Annotated in this window: 24 protein-coding genes and 1 riboswitch; of the genes, 17 read left to right on the top strand and 7 right to left on the bottom strand. The window is 70.1% G+C overall.

The genetic code is table 11. The annotated features are described in order from the left end of the window. Positions 1 to 24: 24 nt before the first annotated feature. From phoU to pstB, 5 genes are all read left to right on the top strand, one after another. Complete coding sequence (gene phoU, locus DI005_RS31880) at positions 25 to 687, top strand: phosphate signaling complex protein PhoU (protein WP_112265331.1); 663 nt, start codon at positions 25 to 27, stop codon at positions 685 to 687. A 249-nt stretch (positions 688 to 936) separates the two neighbouring features. Continuing rightward, positions 937 to 2,040, top strand: coding sequence for a phosphate ABC transporter substrate-binding protein PstS (pstS, locus tag DI005_RS31875; protein WP_112265333.1), 1,104 nt, complete (start codon positions 937 to 939; stop codon positions 2,038 to 2,040). A gap of 123 nt (positions 2,041 to 2,163) precedes the next feature. Then, positions 2,164 to 3,072 (top strand): phosphate ABC transporter permease subunit PstC, encoded by a 909-nt coding sequence (gene pstC / locus DI005_RS31870; protein WP_228713523.1) that lies wholly within the window; start codon positions 2,164 to 2,166, stop codon positions 3,070 to 3,072. Further along, complete coding sequence (gene pstA / locus DI005_RS31865) at positions 3,072 to 4,160, top strand: phosphate ABC transporter permease PstA (RefSeq protein ID WP_112265337.1); 1,089 nt, start codon at positions 3,072 to 3,074, stop codon at positions 4,158 to 4,160. The genes pstC and pstA overlap by 1 nt, the downstream gene beginning before the upstream one ends. A 26-nt stretch (positions 4,161 to 4,186) precedes the next feature. After that, on the top strand, positions 4,187 to 4,966 hold the full coding sequence (gene pstB / locus DI005_RS31860) for a phosphate ABC transporter ATP-binding protein PstB (RefSeq protein WP_110334002.1): 780 nt from the start codon (positions 4,187 to 4,189) through the stop codon (positions 4,964 to 4,966). Between the two features lie 110 nt (positions 4,967 to 5,076). On the opposite strand, the gene DI005_RS31855 is transcribed toward pstB, so the two are convergent. The 5 genes from DI005_RS31855 to DI005_RS31835 all read right to left on the bottom strand — a co-directional run bounded on the left by DI005_RS31855 (position 5,077) and on the right by DI005_RS31835 (position 9,841). Beyond that, the gene (locus DI005_RS31855; protein WP_112265339.1) at positions 5,077 to 5,883 is read right to left on the bottom strand and encodes an ABC transporter ATP-binding protein; all 807 of its coding nucleotides are present in this window, start codon (positions 5,881 to 5,883) and stop codon (positions 5,077 to 5,079) included. Continuing rightward, a complete protein-coding gene (locus DI005_RS31850; protein ID WP_170200486.1) occupies positions 5,880 to 6,914 on the bottom strand; it encodes an iron chelate uptake ABC transporter family permease subunit in 1,035 nt (344 codons plus the stop codon). The genes DI005_RS31855 and DI005_RS31850 overlap by 4 nt, the downstream gene beginning before the upstream one ends. Then, positions 6,911 to 7,927: an ABC transporter substrate-binding protein gene (locus DI005_RS31845; RefSeq protein WP_233520388.1), complete on the bottom strand. Its 1,017-nt coding sequence runs from the start codon at positions 7,925 to 7,927 to the stop codon at positions 6,911 to 6,913. The genes DI005_RS31850 and DI005_RS31845 overlap by 4 nt, the downstream gene beginning before the upstream one ends. A 56-nt stretch (positions 7,928 to 7,983) precedes the next feature. After that, positions 7,984 to 8,168, bottom strand: a riboswitch (cobalamin riboswitch). Further along, the gene (gene mshD / locus DI005_RS31840) at positions 8,166 to 9,074 is read right to left on the bottom strand and encodes a mycothiol synthase (RefSeq protein WP_113644560.1); all 909 of its coding nucleotides are present in this window, start codon (positions 9,072 to 9,074) and stop codon (positions 8,166 to 8,168) included. (Overlaps the previous riboswitch by 3 nt.) Positions 9,075 to 9,088: 14 nt before the next feature. After that, on the bottom strand, positions 9,089 to 9,841 hold the full coding sequence (locus DI005_RS31835; RefSeq protein ID WP_112266665.1) for a response regulator transcription factor: 753 nt from the start codon (positions 9,839 to 9,841) through the stop codon (positions 9,089 to 9,091). A gap of 192 nt (positions 9,842 to 10,033) precedes the next feature. On the opposite strand from DI005_RS31835, the gene DI005_RS31830 reads away from it, so the two are divergent. The 6 genes from DI005_RS31830 (at position 10,034) to DI005_RS31805 (ending at position 14,026) form a co-directional block, all read left to right on the top strand. Further along, positions 10,034 to 10,921, top strand: coding sequence for a DUF2993 domain-containing protein (locus DI005_RS31830; protein WP_112265344.1), 888 nt, complete (start codon positions 10,034 to 10,036; stop codon positions 10,919 to 10,921). A 10-nt stretch (positions 10,922 to 10,931) separates the two neighbouring features. Then, positions 10,932 to 11,396: a thioredoxin family protein gene (locus DI005_RS31825; RefSeq protein ID WP_233520387.1), complete on the top strand. Its 465-nt coding sequence runs from the start codon at positions 10,932 to 10,934 to the stop codon at positions 11,394 to 11,396. Between the two features lie 141 nt (positions 11,397 to 11,537). After that, complete coding sequence (locus DI005_RS31820; protein WP_112265346.1) at positions 11,538 to 11,975, top strand: DUF4395 domain-containing protein; 438 nt, start codon at positions 11,538 to 11,540, stop codon at positions 11,973 to 11,975. A gap of 46 nt (positions 11,976 to 12,021) precedes the next feature. Continuing rightward, complete coding sequence (locus DI005_RS31815) at positions 12,022 to 12,858, top strand: sulfurtransferase (RefSeq protein ID WP_113644559.1); 837 nt, start codon at positions 12,022 to 12,024, stop codon at positions 12,856 to 12,858. Continuing rightward, positions 12,858 to 13,163, top strand: coding sequence for a DUF1416 domain-containing protein (locus DI005_RS31810; protein ID WP_110334009.1), 306 nt, complete (start codon positions 12,858 to 12,860; stop codon positions 13,161 to 13,163). The genes DI005_RS31815 and DI005_RS31810 overlap by 1 nt, the downstream gene beginning before the upstream one ends. 248 nt (positions 13,164 to 13,411) lie before the next feature. Continuing rightward, positions 13,412 to 14,026 carry an FABP family protein gene (locus DI005_RS31805; protein ID WP_113644558.1) on the top strand — a complete coding sequence of 205 codons (615 nt, stop codon included), beginning with the start codon at positions 13,412 to 13,414 and terminating at the stop codon, positions 14,024 to 14,026. A 132-nt stretch (positions 14,027 to 14,158) separates the two neighbouring features. Here DI005_RS31805 and DI005_RS31800 read toward each other — a convergent pair whose 3' ends face one another. Continuing rightward, on the bottom strand, positions 14,159 to 15,007 hold the full coding sequence (locus DI005_RS31800; protein ID WP_113644557.1) for an aminodeoxychorismate lyase: 849 nt from the start codon (positions 15,005 to 15,007) through the stop codon (positions 14,159 to 14,161). Positions 15,008 to 15,038: 31 nt separating this feature from the next. Here DI005_RS31800 and DI005_RS31795 point away from each other — a divergent pair, with 31 nt between their 5' ends. The 3 genes from DI005_RS31795 to DI005_RS31785 are packed head-to-tail and all read left to right on the top strand — an operon-like array spanning position 15,039 to position 17,816. Further along, positions 15,039 to 16,160, top strand: a complete 1,122-nt coding sequence (locus DI005_RS31795) for a folate-binding protein YgfZ (RefSeq protein WP_113644556.1) — start codon at positions 15,039 to 15,041, stop codon at positions 16,158 to 16,160. Between the two features lie 56 nt (positions 16,161 to 16,216). Beyond that, on the top strand, positions 16,217 to 16,792 hold the full coding sequence (locus DI005_RS31790; protein ID WP_112265356.1) for an aerial mycelium formation protein: 576 nt from the start codon (positions 16,217 to 16,219) through the stop codon (positions 16,790 to 16,792). Then, positions 16,785 to 17,816, top strand: coding sequence for an asparaginase (locus DI005_RS31785; RefSeq protein ID WP_113644555.1), 1,032 nt, complete (start codon positions 16,785 to 16,787; stop codon positions 17,814 to 17,816). Before DI005_RS31790 ends, DI005_RS31785 begins: the two co-directional genes overlap by 8 nt. A gap of 24 nt (positions 17,817 to 17,840) precedes the next feature. On the opposite strand, the gene DI005_RS31780 is transcribed toward DI005_RS31785, so the two are convergent. Next, positions 17,841 to 18,746 (bottom strand): hypothetical protein, encoded by a 906-nt coding sequence (locus DI005_RS31780; RefSeq protein ID WP_112265360.1) that lies wholly within the window; start codon positions 18,744 to 18,746, stop codon positions 17,841 to 17,843. 208 nt (positions 18,747 to 18,954) lie between these two features. Here DI005_RS31780 and DI005_RS31775 point away from each other — a divergent pair, with 208 nt between their 5' ends. The 3 genes from DI005_RS31775 (at position 18,955) to DI005_RS31765 (ending at position 21,060) form a co-directional block, all read left to right on the top strand. Continuing rightward, positions 18,955 to 19,146, top strand: a complete 192-nt coding sequence (locus tag DI005_RS31775) for a DUF3073 domain-containing protein (RefSeq protein WP_110334016.1) — start codon at positions 18,955 to 18,957, stop codon at positions 19,144 to 19,146. A gap of 99 nt (positions 19,147 to 19,245) precedes the next feature. Next, entirely contained in the window at positions 19,246 to 20,106 is an 861-nt protein-coding gene (locus DI005_RS31770; protein WP_113644554.1) for a 3-hydroxybutyryl-CoA dehydrogenase, read from the top strand. Positions 20,107 to 20,172: 66 nt separating this feature from the next. Continuing rightward, entirely contained in the window at positions 20,173 to 21,060 is an 888-nt protein-coding gene (locus DI005_RS31765) for a Gfo/Idh/MocA family protein (protein WP_112265364.1), read from the top strand. Positions 21,061 to 21,094 lie beyond the last annotated feature (34 nt).

The raw sequence follows: 21,094 nt of genomic DNA, 5'->3' as shown, positions 1-21,094 counted from the left end.
CGCCCGGGTCGTAGAGTCTGCAGCATGCGCGAGGCTTACCACGTAGAGCTCGACAACCTGGCCGATCGGCTGGCCGGCATGTCGAGCCAGGTCGCTGACGCCATGGAGCGGGCGACCCGAGCACTTCTCGATTCCGACCTCGAACTGGCGGAACAGGTGATCAGCGACGACGTCAAGGTCGACGAAGCGCGCGCCGACTGCGAGGAGAAGGCCTACGCCCTCCTGGCACTGCAGGCGCCCGTGGCGACCGACCTGCGGATCGTCGTCGCCGCTCTCCACGCCGCCGAGAGCCTGGAGCGGATGGGTGACCTGGCGTTGCACGTCGCGAAGGCCGCGCGGCGGCGGCACCCGGATCCCGTGCTCCCCGAGCAGGTCCGGTCCGCCTTCGCGCGGATGGGCGAGGTCGACGTCCGGCTGGCCCGCAGGGCCGAGGAGGTCATCCGCACCAAGGACATCGAGGCGGCTCGCAGCATCGAGGCCGACGACGACGAGGTGGACGACATCCACCGCAACCTCTTCACCGTGATCATGGACAAGGACTGGCCGCACGGCGTCGCGGCCGCGGTCGACGTGACCCTGCTCGGCAGGTTCTACGAGCGTTACGCGGACCACGCGGTGTCGGTGGCCCGGCGCATCGTGTTCGTCGTCACCGGCCGGATGCCCGGGTACACCGGCAGCGAGATCTGACCGGACACGGCCAACGGGTGGCGGCGATCACCGGCAAGACATGTTCTGTATGGCGGCGCTCACTCAACCGGACAACACACAGTCACGTCCCCGTTATGTCGCTGTGATGTCGTTTCTTCGTCGGGTTTCATTCATGCTTCGTTCACCCGCGCTGCCCTGCGGTGTCATGTGCCGCCCATAGCGTCCGGACACGTGAGCATCCCCCAGCGGCGGCCTCTGCCTGCCGCGGAGAATCGGAAGAGGTTAACTGTGAAGCGTACCACCCTGGGCCGCGTTTTCGCCCTCCCAGCGGCAGCCGCGCTCACCTTCGGCTTGGTGGCCTGTGGTTCCGCGAACGAGCAGGGTGACAACTCGGGTTCCGGCGGCGAGGGCTCGGGCCTCTCGGGCACGATCTCGGGCGCGGGCGCCAGCTCGCAGGAGGCCGCGCAGCAGGCGTGGCAGGCCGGCTTCATCGGCCAGCACCCCGACGTGACGGTCAACTACGACCCGATCGGCTCCGGCGGCGGGCGTGAGCAGTTCGTGAGCGGCGGCTCCGACTTCGGCGGCAGCGACGCCTATCTGGACGAGGACGAGCTGGCCAAGGCCAAGGAGCGCTGCGGTGAGGTCGTCGAGATCCCGACCTACGTTTCGCCCATCGCCGTGATCTTCAAGCTCGACGGCGTGGACCAGCTGAACCTCAAGCCGGCCACGATCGCCAAGATCTTCAACCAGCAGATCACGAAGTGGAACGACCCGGCCATCGCCGCCGACAACCCCGGCGTCCAGCTGCCCGACACCGCGATCACCCCGGTGAACCGCTCCGACGAGTCCGGCACCACCGAGAACTTCGTCGAGTACCTCAAGGCCACGGCCGCCGCCGACTGGCCGCACGAGGTCAGCGGTGACTGGCCGGTGCAGGGTGGCGAGGCCGCCCAGGGCACCTCGGGTGTGGTGCAGGCCGTCTCCAACGGCAACGGCACCATCGGCTACGCCGACGCCAGCCAGGCCAGCGAGCTGAGCACCGCCAAGGTCGGTGTCGGCGACCAGTTCGTCGAGTACTCGCCCGAGGCTGCCGCCGCGGTGCTGGACGTTTCGCAGCGGCACGAGGGCCGCGGTGACTACAGCTTCGCCTACGATCTGGCCCGCGACACCACGGAGGCGGGTACCTACCCGATCGTCCTCGTGTCGTACGGCATCGCCTGCGCCAACTACGACAACGCCGAGAAGGCCGAACTGGTGAAGTCGTACTTCAACTACATGATCAGCGCGGAGGGCCAGAAGGCCTCGGCCGACGCGGCCGGCTCGGCCCCGATCTCCGACCAGCTGCGTCAGCAGATCAAGCCCGCGGTCGACGCCATCTCCGCGGCCGGCTGAGCACGATAGACGGCTAGCGTCCGGGTGGTCACCTGATCGGGTGACCACCCGGACACACGCGTTAGAAGGGTAAGAAGGGAAATCCAAGTGCCCCCCAGCACAGACCGGCCGCAAGCACAGAAGGTGCCGCTTCGGCCTGGGGACCGCATCTTCTCCGGCGCCTCCACGGGGGCGGGCGTACTGATCCTCGTGGTCCTCGCCGGGGTCGCCGCGTTCCTGATCGTCGAGGCCTGGCCCTCGCTGACGGCACCGGCCGAGGACATCCCCGGCGGCAAGGGAGTCGCGGTCTACGTCTGGCCCCTGCTGTTCGGCACGCTCATCTCGGCCATCTTCGCGCTGCTCATCGCCAGCCCGCTCGCGGTGGCCATCGCGCTGTTCATCACCTACTACTCGCCGCGCCGGATCGCGCAGGCACTCGGCTACCTCATCGACCTGCTCGCCGCGGTGCCCAGCATCATCTACGGCCTCTGGGGCTTCACCGTGCTCGCGCCGCTGACCGTGGAGCCGGCCAACTGGCTCTCCGAGAACCTCGGGTTCATCCCGCTGTTCGCCGGCCCGCCTTCGGCCACCGGCCGCACGATGCTCGTCGCGATCATCGTGCTCGCCGTGATGATCCTGCCGATCATCACAGCGGTCGTGCGCGAGGCGTTCCGGCAGACGCCGCGCCTGCACGAGGAGGCCTCGCTGGCGCTCGGCGCCACCCGCTGGGAGATGATCCGCATGGCGGCATTGCCGTTCGGCCGGTCGAGCATCGTCGGCGCCTCGATGCTGGGCCTCGGCCGCGCGCTCGGGGAGACGATGGCCGTGGCCATCGTGCTGTCGGTCTCCGGTGGGGTCACGTTCAACCTGATCAGCAGCGCCAACCCGTCGACGATCGCCGCGAACATCGCGCTCCAGTTCCCCGAGTCGTCGGGCGTCGCGGTGAACACCCTGATCGCGTCCGGTCTGGTGCTCTTCGCGATCACGCTGGCGGTCAACATGGCGGCTCGCGCGGTGATCAACCGCCGCAAGGAATTCTCGGGAGCCAACTGATGCCGACTCCGACGACTTCGCAGCGCCCCGAATCCGACCTCTACACCCCGCTGTCGGGTGTTCCACTCACCGCGGGCCAGCTGCCGAGGGGCGCCGCGCCACTGACCCTGCTCGTCGTGGCCCTCGCCGCCCTTGGCCTCTGGCAGTTCGCCGACTGGAGCGCCGCCGCGTGCGCGGTGCTCGGCGCGTTGGTCTACACCCTGCTGATCTACGTTTGGTCCCGCGCCGTCGAGGGCTCACGCAAGGCGACCGACCGGTTCGTCACCGCCGTGGTGACCTGCGCTTTCCTGCTCGCACTGCTGCCACTGATCTCGGTCGTGTTCACGGTGCTGTCCCACGGTCTCGCCCGGTTCGACACCGAGTTCTTCTCGTACTCGATGCGCGGAGTGGTGGGCGAGGGCGGTGGTGCCTACCACGCCATCATGGGCACGCTGATCATCACGGCGCTCGCCACCCTGATCTCCGTGCCGGTCGGCATGCTGAGCGCGATCTACCTGGTCGAGTACGGCAGGGGCAGGCTCGCGAAGGCGATCACGTTCTTCGTCGACGTCATGACCGGCATCCCCTCGATCGTCGCCGGCCTGTTCGCGTACGCGCTGTTCGCGCTGATCTTCGGGCCGGGCGTCCGCATGGGCATCATGGGCGCGGTCGCGCTGAGCGTGCTGATGATCCCCGTGGTGGTCCGTTCCACCGAGGAGATGCTCAAGCTCGTGCCCAACGAGCTGAGAGAGGCGTCCTACGCACTGGCCGTGCCGAAGTGGCGCACGATCACGAAGGTCGTGCTTCCCACGGCACTGGCCGGTATCGCCACGGGCGTGACGCTCGCGATCGCCCGTGTCATCGGGGAGACGGCCCCGTTGCTGATCACGGTCGGCATCACGTCGAGCGACAACTTCAACCCGTTCGACGGCCGGATGGCGACGCTGTCGGTATTCTCGTACTACGAGTACGTGAACCCGGGTGTTCCGCCTCAGTTCTCCCTGGACCGTGCGTGGGCGGCGGCGTTGACGCTCATCATCATCGTGATGGTGCTCAACCTCATCGCCCGGCTCATCTCCCGACTGTTCGCTCCGAAGACCCGCGGGTGAGCGGGACACCTGGATAGGAAAGCACTGTGGCAAAGCGCATCGAGGTCAAGGACCTCGACATCTACTACGACAAGTTCCTCGCCGTGCAGGGCGTGTCGATGACGATCCAGCCACGGTCGGTCACCGCGTTGATCGGGCCTTCCGGCTGCGGCAAGTCGACGTTCCTGCGCACCTTGAACCGGATGCACGAGCTCGTGCCCAACGCCAGGGTCGACGGCAAGATCTTCATGGACGACGACGACCTCTACGGTCCCGGCGTTGACCCGGTCAACGTCCGCAGGCAGATCGGGATGGTGTTCCAGCGGCCCAACCCGTTCCCCACCATGTCGATCTACGACAACGTGGCGGCCGGCCTGAAGCTCAACAACAAGCGCATGCGCAGGTCCGAGATGGACGACGTCGTGGAGCGCGCGCTGCGGTCGGCCAACCTCTGGGAAGAGGTCAAGGACCGGCTCGGCAAGCCCGGTTCGGGCCTCTCCGGTGGGCAGCAGCAGCGGCTCTGCATCGCCAGGGCCATCGCCGTGCAGCCGGACGTGCTGCTGATGGACGAGCCGTGCTCGGCGCTCGACCCGATCTCCACGCAGGCCATCGAGGACCTGATGCTGGAGCTGAAGGAGAAGTACACGATCGTCATCGTCACCCACAACATGCAGCAGGCCGCCCGCGTCAGCGACATGACCGGGTTCTTCAACCTGCAGGGCGTGGGCAAGCCCGGTGAGCTGGTGGAGATCGACGAGACCACCAAGATCTTCTCCACACCGAGCAAGAAGGCCACCGAGGACTACATCTCAGGCCGCTTCGGTTAGCAGCCGACTGCAGTGAAGGCCACCTTCCCTGCGTGGAATCAAACGCAGCGGCGCGCAGCGTCTCCGTTTGGGTGGTGGCGGGAGACGGGTGGGCGCAGTGAAGGTGGCCTTCACTGCACGGTGGCGCCGGGGCGGGAAGCCGCCGGGGCGCGCACGAACCGGACGTGCGGGTGCCCCTCTGGTTCCTTTGTGACCGCGGCCCGCACGCCGTAGACCCGTTCGATGAGCTCCTCGGTGAGCACGTCCTCCGGGCTTCCTCCCGCCACCACCCTGCCCTGGTCGAGCACCACGAGCTGGTCGCAGTACATCGCGGCCAGGTTCAGGTCGTGCAGCGCCACCACGGTGGTGACGGGCAGTCCGACCAGCAGGTTCAGCAGGTCGAACTGGTGCTGGATGTCGAGGTGGTTGGTCGGCTCGTCGAGCAGCAGCTCCCGGGGCCGCTGGGCGAGCGCGCGGGCGATCTGCACGCGCTGGCGTTCGCCGCCGGACAGCGTCTGCCACCGCCTGTCGACCTTGTCGGTGAGCCCCGCGTGCTCGAGCGCGTCGCGCACGGCCTCGTCGTCCTCGGCCGAGGCTGGCAGCCACGTCTTCCGGTGCGGGATCCGGCCGAGACGGACCACGTCGAGCACGGTCAGCGGCACCTGCGTGTCGGTGTGCTGCTCCACCACGGCGATGCGGCGGGCCAGCGCGCGGCGGCCGACGTCGTCGAGCGGGTCGCCGTCCAGCGTCACCACGCCCGCCGTCGGCGCGAGCACGCCCGCGAGCAGGCGCAGCAACGTCGACTTGCCCGAGCCGTTGGGCCCGAGCAGGCCCACCGTGGCCCCGGCTTCGGGTGCGAGGCTCACGCCGTCGAGCACGAGCCTGCCGCCGAGCGTGCGGGAGACCCGGTCGGCGCTCAGGCCGTCGCGAACGGTCATCGGGCACCTCGCGCGCGGTAGAGGATCAGCACGAAGGCGGGCACTCCGATCAGCGCGGTCACCACGCCGACGGGCACCTCCTGCGGGTCGAGCACCGTCCTGGCGAGGGTGTCGACCCACACCAGGAACACGGCACCGGCCAGCGCGGTCACCGGCAGCAGCCGCGCGTGGCTCGGCCCGGCCAGGGCGCGGGCCGCGTGCGGCAACACGAGCCCGACGAAGCCGATCGCCCCGGCCGAGCTGACCAGCACGGCCGTGAGCAGTGCCGTCGCGCACAGCAGGATCAGCCGCGTGCGCGCCACGGCGACGCCGAGAGTGGCCGCGGCGTCCTCCCCGAACGCGAAGGCGTCCAGCGAGCGGGCGTACCCGCCGCACACCAGCAGCGTCGCGACGAGCACCGCGAGGCACGTGCCCACCTCGGCCCAGCCCGCGTTGCTCAGCGAGCCGAGCAGCCAGAACAGCACCCCGCGCGTGGTCTCCGCGTCGGCCGAGGTGAGCACGACGAACGACGTCAGCGCCGAGAAGAGCTGCATCACGGCGACGCCGGAGAGCACCACGCGGTCGGTGGTGCCGCCGAGCGTGTGGCTCAGCAACAGCACGAACGCGAACGAGACCACCGCGCCGAGGAACGCCCCGCCCGACAGCGACAGCACACCGCCGCCCGCGCCGAGCACCACCACCAGCACCGCGCCGGTCGAAGCCCCGGAGGACACCCCGAGCACGAACGGGTCCGCCAGCGGGTTGCGCAGCAGCGACTGCATGATCGCACCGCAGACGGCGAGCCCCGCGCCGCACACGGCGGCCAGCAGCGTCCTTGGCAGCCGCAGGTTCCACACGATGCCGTCACGGATCACCGACAGTCCCGACTCACCGAAGCCGAGCCGCGCGCCGACCGATGCCCAGACGTCACCGACCCGGATGTTCGCGGGCCCGATGGTGATCGCGACCGCGATCGAGGCCACCAGTGCGGCGGCTCCGCCGAGCAGCACCAGCGGCAGCCGCGAGCGCCGGGTCAGCGGCTCGACGCTCACCCGGTGAGCCCGAACTCACGCAGCTTGGCCGCGAGCTCCTCGATCCCGGCCACCGTGCGGATCGTGGGGTTCATCGCCTGTCCGCTGAGCAGGACGTAGCGCTTCTCGCGCACCGCGGTGAGGTTGCGGGTCACCGGATGGGACTCCAGGAACTCGATCTTCTTCGCGGCGGTCTCCGCGGTCTGCGACCTGCGCGTGAGGTCGCCGATCACGAACACGCCTGGGTCGCGCTCGGCCACCGTCTCCCAGTTGATCTGCGGCCATTCTTCGTGGGTGTCAGCGAAGACGTTCTCCGCGCCGACGGCCCGGGTCATGACGCCGGGTGCGCCGCAGCAGCCGGCCAGGTACGGCGCCTCGGAGTTGGCGAACCAGTAGAGCAGGGTCACGCCCGAGGCGTCGAGCCCGTTCGTGGCACGTTCGATGCGGTCCCGCAGGTTCGCGACGAGCCGCTCGCCACGCTCCTCGACGGCGAACAGCTTCGCGAGGTCGCGGACCTCGGCATAGATCGTCTCCATCGTCAGCGGCTGGTCGCGGCGGCCGTCGCCGGCACCGCTGTTGTCCTTGAGGCAGTCGGACGGCGACAGGTAGCTGGGCACCCCGAGCTCGGCGAACTGCTCCCGCGTGGCGACGCCGCCGGTGCCGAGCGTTGAGACGAAGGACGCGGTGACGAAGTCGGGCTCGGCCGCCAGCACGGCCTCGAAGGACGGCATGTTGTCGGCCAGCCTCGGCACACCCTCGTTGGCCTCGACGAGGTCGGCCGGCAACGGGTCGGTCCAGGTCGCGGTGCCCACCAGACGGTCGGCCAGCCCCAGCGACAGCAGGATCTCGGTGGTGCCCTGGTTCAGCGAGACGACGCGCTCGGGCGGTTCGTCCACGACCGTCCGCACACCACAGTTGTCGACCGTGCGCGGATAGCCGGGCGCAGCCTCCCGGTCCTGCGTGGCGGCGGTGCCGCCACATCCGGCCAGCACCAGGCAGAGGGACAGGGTGAGGAAGCGGGAGGTACGCGGCACCGACGTTCCCTTGCGTCGAGGGCCCATGCGCGGAGCCCGAGCGGACAGCGACTCCCGGCCGAAAGCCGGGTGCCAGCAGGTCTTCGGACTCGGGGTCATCCGGACGGAACGCCTTCCCGGACCTGGTCCAGTGGCAACGTGTCCCGCCCGTCGCCCTCACCGCTGCGCGTCAGTTCCGGATTCGCACCGGATTTCCTGACTCACGTGGTTCGTGAGTACGACTGGCCGCGAAAACGTATCACGTACGCGCGTACTGGACGTCCACCTCGTGACGCACGAAACCGAGCCGCTCGTACACCGCGATGGCGGGCGCGTTGTCACCCTCGACGTAGAGGATCACCTGGCCGAGGCCGCGTTCGCGCAGGTAGCGCAAGCCCGCGAGGGTGAGCGCCTTGCCGAGCCCGCCGCCCTGCGCTCCGGGGTCGACACCGACGACGTACACCTCGCCGACGGGCTGCCCCCCAAACCGCTCGGGGTTGGCGGGGTGCACCTTGGTCCAGTGGAAGCCGACGACCTGACCGTCGGCGTTCTCGGCGAGGAAGAAGCCCTCGGGGTCGAACCAGCTCTCGTTCTCGGCGGCCCGCAGGTCCTCGACGCTGAACGTGCCCTGCTCGGGGTGCCAGTCGAAGGCGCGCGCGTTGACCGCGACCATCGCCTCCTCGTCCCGCCCCGGCACGAACGTGCGCAGCGAGACGCCCTCGGCGGGCTTGGGCTCCGGCCAGTCGGCTCCCTCGACGTTCACGTGCATGACCAGCAGCTCACGGGCTCGTTCGAAGCCGAAGCGCTCGGCGAGCCTGGCGGCGGCGGGGTGGTCGCCGTGCGCCCACACGCGCAGCTTCTCCGGTACCTCGGCGGCGAGTTCGCGCACGAGCGCGGCACCGTGGCCCCTGCCGCGGTGCGCGGGGTGGACCACCAGCTCGGCGACGAGCCTGCCGAAGGCGTCGCCCGCCGTGTTCAGGTGCACCACGCCCACGAGCTCGTCGCCGTCATGGGCCACCAGGTAGCGGCCTCCGGTGAAGTCGCCTGGCAGCGGCCCTTCCGGCTCGATCTCGGGGCGTCCGTCCGATTCCCGCGCCGCAAGCAACAGCGCGCGCACCGCAGAGGTACGCGCGCTGTCGAGTTCGTTCACCCAGGCCACGTTCTGCATGGGTCCACGCTACTTCAGCGGTTGGAGAACTCCGTCACCTCGAAGGACTCCGGCACCACCGGGATGCCGCCCTTCACCGGGCCGGTGCCCTTGGCGGGCCGCTCGAACTTGTAGCCGACGTTGCGGACGGTGCCGATCATCTGCTCGTGCTCGGGGCCGAGCTTCGCGCGAAGCCGCCGGACGTGCACGTCGACAGTGCGGGTGCCGCCGAAGAAGTCGTAACCCCACACCTCCTGCAGCAGCTGGGCGCGGGTGAACACCCGGCCCGCGTGCTGGGCGAGGTACTTGAGCAGCTCGAACTCCTTGTAGGTGAGCTCCAGCGTGCGCTTGCGCAGACGCGCGGTGTATGTCGCCTCGTCGATCACGAGATCGCCGACCCGCAGCTCGGCGTCGACCTGCGTGGTGGCGCCGTCCTTGGTGGTGGCCAGCCGCAGCCGGGCGTCCACCTCGGCCGGGCCCGCCGTCGGCAGGAGGATGTCGTCGGTGCGCCACTCCGCGCTCAGCGCGACGAGGCCGCCCTCCCCGACCACAGCGATCACCGGGGTCACGGCGTCCTCGTCACCGGCGCCCTTGAGCAAGCGGCACAGGCTCTTCGCCGACGCCAGGTCGCTGCGCGCGTCGAGCAGGATCACGTCGCGGTGTCCGGCGTCCAGGAGCGCGGTGACCTCGGGAGCGCGGACGCGTACGGTGTGCGGGAGAAGATCGAGAGCGGGCAGCACCGAGGTGGCATCGGATTCCGCAGTGAGTACAAGAAGATCCAGGCTCATCGCCACCGCCTCATAATGTTTGATCGCCTCGAGAACCACTCGGGCAGGTCTTCGATGAGAATAGCGGGTGATAACTACGGTGTCGCTACTCGTGAAATCGGCATCACACGAGGTCGCAGGCCCGAAACGCCCGTGTAACACGGTGCGAAACCCAGGTGTAACAACAGATCGGAACAGATTGTGAGCAGTGCTGTGACCGAGCGAGCCCAGCCGTCCCGGAAACGCGGAGGCCGGAGGGCGAAACGGCTCGTCGTGGTGCTCGTCGTACTGGCGGGACTGCTCGTGGCCGCCGACTTCGGCGTCGCCGCGTTCGCCGAGCACACCGTGTCGCAGAAGGCCCGCGAGCAGCTGGGCCTCACCGAGGACCCCTCGGTGACCATCCACGGGTTCCCGTTCACCACGCAGGCGATTTCCGGCGAGTACGACCACATCACGGTCTCGGCGCAGGGCGTGCCGGCTGGCGACGTGCTGCGTGACCTCGCGATCCGGGCCGAGTTGCGCAACGTGACGGCACCGCTGTCGGACCTGACCTCCGGCAACACCGACAACATCAACATCGGTGACCTCGAGGGACAGATCACGCTCAAGGCCAGCGACATCGCGCAGGTCTCACCGCTGAACAACATCCAGGACCTGCGGATCGACCCGTCCACCGAGTCCTACGTCCGCAACGGCGAGGGCAACGACGACTCCCAGAGCGGCTCAGGCGGCTCCGGCGACGACGGCGCCACCGAATCCCAGCAGGAGGACGAGGACGACTCCACCGCAGGCGTGCGGCTCTCCGGCAAGGTCCAGATCGCGGGCGAGGAGGTGGAGATCTTCGCGTTCGCCATGATCGAGCTCGACGGCACCACGATCCGGATCACGCCACACCGGCTCCAGTTCGGGAATGACCGGGAGACCACCGTCGTTCCGCAGGAGGTGCAGCAGGCGCTGCTGCCGAACTTCGAGGCGGACATCAACGCGGGTGACCTGCCGTTCACGGTGACGCCGACGGCGATCAGAGTCGATCCGGGCTCGCTCACCATCAGCGGCGAGGCGAGGAACGTGACGTTCGCGGGGGTGTCCTCGGGACAGTGAGGACTGGGACGTGACGGGCTCGACGGGGCTGTGGGTACTGGCCGGCACACTCGTGGCCGGGCTGGTCGTCGGTGTGCTGCTCCACCGCCGCAACGGGCGCATCCGCACCACCACTCCCGAGGCGCCCAGTGGCCTGCCGGAGCCGGTCGTGGAGGCGCTCGTCCCGGGGACGGCCGTGACGCTGGTGCAGATCTCCACCACGTTCTGCGCCCCGTGCAGGCACACGCGAGCCGTTCTGTCCCACTTGGCGGAACGCACCGAGGGGCTCACGCACGTCGACCTGGACGTCACCGACCGGCCGCACGTCGCGCGGGACCTCGGCGTGCTGCGGACGCCCACCACGCTGGCGCTGACGTCGTCGGGCCGGGAGTTGCTGCGGGTCAGCGGCGTGCCGAAGGCGCAGGAGCTGCTGACGGCGCTCGAGCCGCACCTCGTCCCACGGGTTGAACGCGGTTCCCACTCACAGGGAGGGTAGGTACTGTGAGCGCCGTGGACAGGCTGCCTACCCACCTCCTGACGCAACGCCGCACGGTCGATCTGTGCCGCGTCCGCAGCAGCCTGTGTTCGTCGAGCGGTTCGGTCCGGTTCGACGATCCAGCTGTGCACAGGAGGTGACATGTCCGCAGGCCCCGCAGTAGACCCCCGAGGCCCCCGGTTCGCCGCCGTCGTGACGACGGTCGTACTTGCCGTCGTCCTGGTCACGGGCTGGTGGCCGCTGCTCGCGGCCCAGACCGTGGTGTTCGCCATCGGCGCGTTCGCCGGGCTGCGGCTCGCGCCGTACTCGGTGCTCTACCGCGTGCTGGTGGCGCCGCGGCTGAAGCCGACGAGCGAGCGGGAGGACGCGGCCCCGCTGCGGTTCGCTCAGGCCGTCGGCTTCTTGTTCGCGCTGGTGGGCACCATCGGGTACGCCAGCGGGGTGACCGCGCTCGGCATCGTCGCGACGGCCTTCGCGCTGTTCGCCGCGTTCCTCAACGCGGCGTTCGACTTCTGCCTCGGCTGCGAGATGTACCTGCTCGTCCGGCGGTTCACCCCCCGTACCGAACAAACGTCCTGAGTAATCCTTCGCCAACCACGAGTACAAGAAAGTGAGTGCCGCTCCCATGAGCCGTGAAGACGTCCTGGTCACTACCCAGTGGGCAGAGGAGAATCTGGACACGCCCGGCGTCGTGTTCGCCGAGGTCGACGAGGACACCACCGCCTACGACGGCGGGCACATCCGCGGCGCCGTGAAGATCGACTGGAAGAACGACCTGCAGGACCCGGTCCGGCGCGACTTCGTCGACAAGGCCAGCTTCGAGGCCCTGCTGTCGGCGAAGGGCATCGGCAACGACGACCTGGTGATCCTCTACGGCGGCAACAACAACTGGTTCGCCGCGTACGCGTACTGGTACTTCAAGCTCTACGGCCACGACAAGGTCAAGCTGCTCGACGGCGGCCGCAAGAAGTGGGAGCTCGACGGCCGCGAGCTGACCACCGAGGAGACCAAGCGCGAGCGCACGAGCTACACCGCCAAGGAGCAGGACGCCAAGCTGCGGGCCTTCCGCGACGAGGTGGTCGACGCCATCAACACCAAGAACCTGGTGGACGTGCGCTCCCCGGACGAGTTCTCCGGCAAGCTTCTCGCGCCCGCCCACCTGCCGCAGGAGTCCGCGCAGCGTGCCGGGCACATCCCGAGCGCGGTGAACGTCCCGTGGTCCAAGGCGGCCAACGAGGACGGCACCTTCAAGTCGGCCGAGGAGCTCGCCGAGCTGTACAAGGAGGCCGGCCTCGACACCTCGAAGCCGACCATCGCGTACTGCCGCATCGGTGAGCGGTCCAGCCACACGTGGTTCGCGCTGCACGAGCTCATCGGGCTCGAGGACGTGAAGAACTACGACGGATCGTGGACGGAGTACGGCTCGCTGGTCGGCGTGCCGATCGAGACGGGAGCGAAGTGATGACGGACGGATGCGGCGCGCCTCAGCAGACCGCTGTCGCGGCTGACGAGGACACGAACGGCCAGGTGGTCGTGGCGGGCAAGGTGACGGGCGGCGACGGTCCGCTCGGCGGCGCCTACGTGCGGCTGCTCAACGCCGACGGCGAGTTCGCGGGCGAGGTGCAGGCGTCGCCGGAGGGTGACTTCCGGTTCTACGCCGCGCCGGGCAGCTGGACCGTGCGTGCCCTGCACCGCACCGGCAACGGCGAGGCCTCCGTGAGCGCGGAAGGCCCCGGCGTCCACCAGGTAGCCATCGCCGTCGCCTGACCCCACTGTTCCCCAAGGCCACCTTTGTTGCGCTCAACGCAACAAAGGTGGCCTTGGGTGCTTTTAGGGGCCTTCCGGTGACAGTGCTCACCGAGGGTGCCCTGCGCTCCTGCTGACGGGCGCGCGCGGGTTATCCTTCGGCTCGTGGAGATTCTGTTTACGACGCTGCTCGTGCTGGCCATCGTCGCGTCGACCTGGTTCGGCGGGTACGTCGTCTACCGGCTGTACTCGGACCACCGCGAAGCCTGATGTCCAGCGGCGACGACGCCATCAGGATCGCGGCCGAGCGCGCTGAGTCGACGGCCAAACGCAACATCCCCCAGCTCGACGACCTGCCGATTCCCGGCGACACGGCCAACCTGCGCGAGGGGCCGAACCTCAACGACGCCTGCCTCGCGTTGCTGCCGCTCGTCGGCGTGTGGCGGGGCGAAGGCGAGATCAACTACCCGACGATCGACGGCCCGTTCCGCTTCGCGCAGCAGCTCACCCTCGCCCACGACGGTCGCCCGTTCCTGTACCACGAGGCCCGCTCGTGGCTGCTGGACGAGGACGGCAACGTGATCCGCCCCGCGGCCCGCGAGACCGGCTGGTGGCGTCCCCAGGAGGACGACACCATCGAGCTGCTGCTGGCCCACTCCAGCGGCATCACGGAACTCTTCTACGGCAAGCCCAAGAGCCAGTCCGCCTGGCAGCTGGCCACCGACGCCGTCGTGCGCACGTCGACGGCAAAGGAGGTCACCGCGGCGCAGCGCCTCTACGGCATCGTGGCCGGCGGCGATCTCGGCTACGTCGAGGAGCGCGCCATGGTCGGCCAGCCGATGACGCCCCACGCCTCGGCCCTGCTGCACCGCGTCGTCGGCTGACCCCTACTGCCCCCGCTTGCAGTGAAGGCCACCATGCCTGCGCCCACCCGTCTCCCCCCATCACCCAAACGGAGACGCTGCGCGCCGCTGTGTTGATTCAACGCAGTGAGGGTGGCCTTCACTGCAGACGGGTCAGGCGTACTGGGCCTCGTAGGTCCTCGCCAGTTCGGCGTGCACCTCCGTGGAGTCGGGCAGCGCCTCGCCGTCCAGGGTGTGCACGCGCGTGAGCTTCCGGACCGACGACGCGAGGAAGACCCCGTCGGCCGAGGCCAGCTCCGCCACCCGCAGCGGCTCCACCTTCGTCGTCCAGCCAGCCCGCTCCGCCGCACGGAAGACGTCACCCTGCGTCGTGCCCGGCAGGATGCCGATCGTGGGCGGCGGCGTGTAGAGGGTGCGGCCACGCGCAACGATCACCGTGGACGTCGGCCCCTCCAGCACCGAGCCGTCGGTCGCCGTGAAGATCACGTCGGCGGCGCCGCGCCTGGCCGCCTCGCGCACGGCGGCCATGTTGATCGCGTACGACAGCGACTTGGCGCCGAGCAGCAGCCACGGGGCGCGCTCGGCGACGTCGGTGCCGATCCCGCGGTCGAGCGTGATCGCGGCGATGCCCTCGGCCCGCGCCCTCTTGACCTTCTCGTCGATCTCCATGCCCAGCGCGAACGCCGTCGGCGTCGACGAGGGGCCACCCTCGATGCCGCGTGTGAGCACCAGCTTGAGCGCGATCTCCGAGGACCCTGACCAGTTGTCGATAACCAGCTGGACGACGCGCTCCCACGCCGCGCGGTCCGGTTCGGGCAGATCCATCATCGCCGCGGACCGCGCGAGCCTGTCGAGGTGCGGACCCAGCTCGCGGGGTTTGCCGTCGGTGACGAGGATCGTCTCGAAGATGCCGTCGCCCCTCAACACGCCGAGGTCGTCGACGCGGAGGTGGGCCTGGTCGGGGTCGGCGAGAGTGCCGTCGAGGAAAGCGAGCACGCGCATGTCCTCACCGTACTCACCTACGATCGGTCGTATGGCCTACCAGTCACCGCTGCTCTCCCGGCCCGGCGCGGTCGGGGCACCCGAAGGTCACCCCGATGCCGGGGTGCCCTGGCACTGGGGGGATCCGTTCGCCGAGCAACGCACCGCCGTCCGTGGCGTGGCCGTCGTCGACCGGTCCCATCGAGAGGTCATCACGGTGGCGGGCGAGGAGCGGCTGTCATGGCTGCACCTCGTGATCTCGCAGCACGTCTCCGGGCTGCCCGCCGACACCGGCACCGAGGCGCTCGTGCTGGACAGTCAGGGCCGCGTCGACGCCCACATGGTGCTCGGCTACACCGGCGACACCGTGTACCTCGACACCGACCCCGGCGCGCAGGCCACGAGCGCGCTGCCGAAGGGGGGCAAGCAGACCCTGCTGGGCTACCTCGAGGCGATGAAGTTCTGGTCCAAGGTGGACATCCAGGACGCGACCGGCGACCTGGCCGTGCTCACCCTGCTGGGGCCCGACATCCCCAGCGTCCTCGACGTCGAACTCGGCCGGCAGCCCTACGCCGTTGCGCCGCTGCCGGGTGGCGGGCTCGCGCGGCGGATGCCGTGGCCGGGCAGGCACGCCGTGGACCTGCTGGTGCCGCGGGCCGAGCTGGCGACGTGGTGGGAGCGGCTGACCGACGCGGGCGCCCGGCCAGCGGGCAGCTGGGCCTTCGAAGCCCTGCGCGTGGAGTCGCTGCGCCCGCGCCTCGGCGTCGACACCGACGAGCGCACCATCCCGCACGAGGTGAACTGGATCGGCTCGGCGGCCCACGTCGCGAAGGGCTGCTACCGGGGCCAGGAGACGGTGTCCAAGGTGCACAACGTCGGCAGGCCGCCGAGGAACCTGGTGCTCCTGCACCTCGACGGATCACCGGAGATCTATCCCGAAACGGGTGATCCCGTGCTGCTCGGCGAACGCCAGGTCGGCCGCCTCGGCACCGTCGCGCAGCACCACGAGCTCGGCCCGATCGCGCTCGCGCTGGTCAAGCGGTCGACCTCGGCAGAAGCGGAACTCATGGCAGGCGCGGAGGACCGTGCCGTGCAGGCCGCCATCGACCCCGACTCGGTCCCCGCGGAGAGTGCGGCGCCGGGGCGGGAGGCGGTACAACAGTTCCGGGGATGAGATGATCATGTCTCTCTCCCTGGTGTGCCCGACCGATCTAGAGCAGGATGGCCCCCGTGATCGAAGTCCGGCCCGGCGGGCGACGTCGCATCGACCGTGTCCTAGCCGCCGACTACGTCCGTGACCTGGACGCGCTCCAGCTGACCACGCTGCGCGAACGACGGGACGAGGCCGCCCAGGAGGAGACGGACCTCTCCTACCTGCGCAGGCTGCTGCACGCCAGGATCGACATCGTGAAGGCCGAGCAGCAGCGCCGCTTGTCCGGCGGGGACGCCAGCATCGTCGACCAGCTGGCCACGATCCTCGCCGACAACGCCCTCGGTCCCGCGACGGGCTCGGGCAGGCACCAGTCGCTCGAACCGTCCAGGGCGGGCGAGTACCGGAGGCGGGCCGAGGCGCTGGTCGGCAACGCGGATCTCTCGGACGTCTCCTCCCTCTCGGAGGAGCAGCTCACCCAGACACTGGACAGCTTCCGCGAGCAGGAACAGTCCGTGTCGCAGCGGCGGCGCGAGGTGCAGGCCGTCGTCGACGCCTTCAACGCCGAGATCGCCCGCCGCTACGCCTCCGGCACGGCCTCGGTCGACGAACTGCTCGCGAGTGAGCGGCGGAGGGACGAGTCCGAGGGTGAGTGACCCGGCCCTTGTCGAGCTCGTCCGCTCCGGGTTCGTCGAGAGCGTGCACCACGGCGCGCTGGTGATCGTCCGGCCGGACGGGTCGGTGCGCACCGCGCTCGGTGACGTGGAGCGGCCGTTCTACCCCCGCTCGGCCAACAAGCCGCTGCAGGCCGTGGGCATGCTGGAGTGCGGGCTGGAGGCCGGCGCCGAGGAGCTCGCGCTGATCTGTGCCTCGCACAACGGCGAGCCGGGGCACGTCGAGCTGGCGCTGGCGATGCTCGCCGCCGCCGGGCTCTCCGAGGACGACCTGCGCTGCCCCGCCGACTACCCGCTGTACGAGCCCGCGCGGATCGAGGCGATCCGCGCGTGGCCGGGCAGGCGGCGCGCGGCGATGAACTGCTCGGGCAAGCACGCCGGGATGCTGGCCACGTGTGTGCGCAGGGGCTGGCCGACCAGCGGTTACCACGAGCCGGGGCACGAGCTGCAGCAGGCGATCGCCGACACGGTGGTGAAGCTGACGGGCGAGCCGATCGCGGCGACCGGGGTCGACGGCTGCGGTGCGCCTCTCCTCGCGTTCTCGCTGGCCGGACTCGCGCGGGCCTTCTCCCAGCTGGTGACCGCCGAGCACGGGCCGCGCCGGCGGGTGGCCGACGCGATGCGGGCGAGGCCGTGGCTCGTTGCTGGTACCGGGCGCGACGACACGTTGCTGATGCGCGCCGTGCCGGGGCTGCTGGCGAAGGTGGGCGCCGAGGGCGTGCACGCCATCGCGCTGCCCGACGGCACGGCGGTGGCGCTCAAGCTCGCCGACGGCGCCACGAGGGGCCGCGCTCCGCTGCTGGTCGCGGCTCTGCGTGCGCTCGGGGCGGTGCCGGAGAACCCGGCCGCGACCTCGGTCCTCGACGGCCTCGGGAAGGGCGCGGGCGTGGTGCTCGGCGGCGGCCGCGAGGTCGGTGAGCTGCGCGTGACCGACGAGGCGCTGAAGGCCCTCGCTAGTGCCCCCCGCCGGAAGTTCGCCAGCGGAAACCTGGATCCACCGACTTAAGCAACAGACCTCCGGCGGAGGGCACTAGTTGAACCGCTCCCGCGCGGCCAGGTCGCCCCAGTAGTCCCGCAGCGTCTGGAACAGCTCGGCGATCTCCTCGACGGCACCGCCGCGCAGCGCCTCCAGGATCGAGTGCACCTCCTCGGCGGAGGTGTCCGACTCGAGGATCGGGTCCTCGATCAGCTGGACGAGCCCGCCGTAGTCGAGCTCGACCGCCGAGGCGGGGTGGAAGTTCGAGAGCCAGCGCCCGGTCTCGGCCAGGATCCGGGTGGGGCCCGAGTCGCCGAGCGTGTCCTGCACCAGCTCCTCCGCCTCGGCCACCCTGCGCAGCGCGTCGGTCATGGCCGTGCGCCAGGACAGCTCGCGCCTGGGGTCGTGCTGGCCGTCGCCGAGCACGAGCCTGCGCTCGTCGGGCTCGATGAGCGAGAACCACGGCAGCGGCACCGTCCAGGTCGTCGACAGCACGTGCATGGTGCCGGTGCGCACGTCGCGCAGCGCGGCGTTGGCCCTGGACCTCACCGCCTCGGCCGACTCGCCGGCGGCGTCGAGCACCGTCGAGCGCAGCGCCGGGTGCGCCTCGCCGAGGAAGCCGATCAGCGCGGCGGCCGAACGCACCCGCACCTCCAGCGGGCACACGAGCGGGCCGGGACCCACCACGGCGCTGCCGGCGGCGGGCACGTCGGCGGGGTCGAGCACGAGCACGTCGGTTTTCCCGCTGGGCGCGGGAGCGCCCCCTGGGAGCTCGGCGGGGAGCAGGCGAGGCGGTATTGAAATCTGTGACTTCAGCCACAGCAGGTGCTCCCGCTCGCCGGCGGTGGCACGGGTCAGCTTGGCCGCCTCGGCGGCACGCACCAGCTGGTCGTCAGGGGGTTCACCGAAGGCCGACAGCGGTTCGTACACCCGGAGATAGGCCACGAACGGACGGAGCACCCCGAAATCCTGGCACGCCCTCGCACGCACGCGAGCACCGGCTGGTCCGTTCTGGTGGCGGGGAGCAATACTGTCACCGTTCGCACACCGTGCCACGTCGCATGAGACCCCGTCGACACGGTACGGTGTCTTCAGGAAATAGTTGTCGAGACGACGCGGGGCCGCCGATTCCCCCGGCCGCCCCGCCCCTGTGCAAGGGGGTCGAGCCATGGGGCGCGGCCGAGCTAAGGCCAAGCAGACGAAGGTGGCCCGGGAGCTCAAGTACAGCGTTCCCACCACGGATTTCGATGCTTTGCAGCGCGAGCTGTCGGGCAGTTCCTCTGACGAGGACAACCACCGCGGTGAGGACGAGGAGCGGTACGAGGACCCGTACGACGGGTACGACGACTACCGTCGTTGAAGCACTGCGTGACGCGAGGGTGGGAGCCGGTCCGCCGGTACCCACCCTCGCGTTCCGCGTGCTCACCTTTTCGCTGGCGAGCAGACGTGAGGAGCAACGGTGCCTGACATTCAGCGCGTCGGAGTGGTCGGAGCGGGCCTGATGGGCTCGGGCATCGCGGAGGTGCACGCGCGAGCCGGCGTCGACGTGGCGGTGACCGAGGTGAGCAAGCCCGCGCTCGACGCGGGCAGGGCGCGCATCGAGAAGTCGCTGCAGCGTGGTGTCCGCAGCGGCAAGCTCGCGGCGGAGGAAGCCGACGCCGCACTCGCGCGGATCACGTTCACCACCGACCTCGACGCGTTCGCCGACCGCGATCTCGTCGTGGAGGCCGTGCTCGAGCAGGAGCAGGCCAAGGTCGAGGTGTTCCGCTCGCTGGACAAGGTCGTCGAGCGCGAGGACGCCATCCTCGCGTCCAACACGTCCTCCATCCCGATCATGAAGCTGGGCATGGCCACGGACCGGCCGCAGCAGGTGATCGGCATCCACTTCTTCAACCCGGTGCCGGTGCTGCCGCTCGTGGAGCTGGTGCCGTCCCTGCTCACGGGTGACAAGACCGCGGAGCGGGCCGACGCGCACGTCGCGGGCGCGCTCGGCAAGACGGTGATCCGCTCGCAGGACCGCGCGGGCTTCATCGTCAACGCGCTGCTCGTGCCGTATCTGCTCTCGGCGATCCGGATGTTCGAGTCGGGCTTCGCGTCCGCCGAGGACATCGACCACGGCATGGAGAAGGGCACCGCACACCCGATGGGTCCGCTGCGGCTGGCCGACCTCATCGGGCTGGACACCATCAAGGCCATCGCGGACTCGATGTACGCCGAGTTCAAGGAGCCGCTGTACTCGTCGCCGCCGTTGCTGCTGCGCATGGTGGACGCCGGCCTCCTGGGCAAGAAGACCGGCCGGGGCTTCTACAGCTACGAGTGAGGCGGCCGCCGTCGAGCAGATCGTGGGCGGTCAACGCGTTCCCGGCACGACGCCTAGAGTGCGGGCGTGGAAACTCAGCTTCGGGTCGGCCTCGTCGGCGCAGGACCGTGGGCGCGGACCGTGCACGCGCCCGGCATCTCCGATCATCCCGGCACGTCGCTGAGCGCGGTGTGGACGCGGCGGCCGGAGGTGGCCGAGGCCCTCGCCGAGGAGCACGGCACCTACGCGTGCGCGAGCTTCGAGGAGCTGCTCGGCGAGGTGGACGCCGTCGCGTTCGCCGTGCCGCCCGCCGTGCAGGCCGAGTACGCCGTGCCCGCCGCGAAGGCGGGTAAGCACCTGATCCTGGAGAAGCCGCTCGCGCACGACGTCTCCGCGGCCGAGCGGATCGCGGACGCCGTGTCCGAGGTGGGCGTGGTGGCGCTGCTGATGCTGACCATGCGCTACACGCTGCAGACCCGCGAGTGGCTGGCGGGCCTCGCCGAGGCCGGCGGCTGGAAGGGCGGCAACGCCCGGTGGCTGTCCGGCGCGCTGCTCGGCGAGAAGTACGGCGGCTCACCGTGGCGGCAGGCCGAGGGCGCGCTCGGCGACATCGGACCGCACGCGTTCGACCTCATGGACGCCGCGCTTGGCGAGATCACCGGGGTGCTCGCGGCGCACCGGACCGACGCCGACCTGTGGCACGTGCTGCTGGAGCACGAGGGGAGCGCGACGAGCACGGTCGCGCTGTCGACGCGGCTGCCGATGCGGCCGACCGTCACCGAGTTCGCGGTGTACGGCGACGCGGGGTTCCGCTCGATGCGCCGCAAGCCGGGCCAGGAGGGCGAGTCGTTCACGGCCCTGCTCGACGACTTCGCCGCCCTGATCGCCAGCGGGGTCCGCGAGCACGACTGCGACGTCCACCGCGGCCTGCACCTACAGCGCGTGCTGGCCGAATGCCTCCGAGTCGCCTCCTGAACATGACTGCCCCCAAGGCCACCTTTGTTGCGTT

It is taken from the genome of Prauserella sp. PE36 (assembly GCF_003311655.1).
Taxonomy (GTDB): domain Bacteria; phylum Actinomycetota; class Actinomycetes; order Mycobacteriales; family Pseudonocardiaceae; genus Prauserella_A; species Prauserella_A endophytica.
Note: the sequence above shows the minus strand (reverse complement) of the source record. Positions and strands in the feature narration are given on the sequence as shown.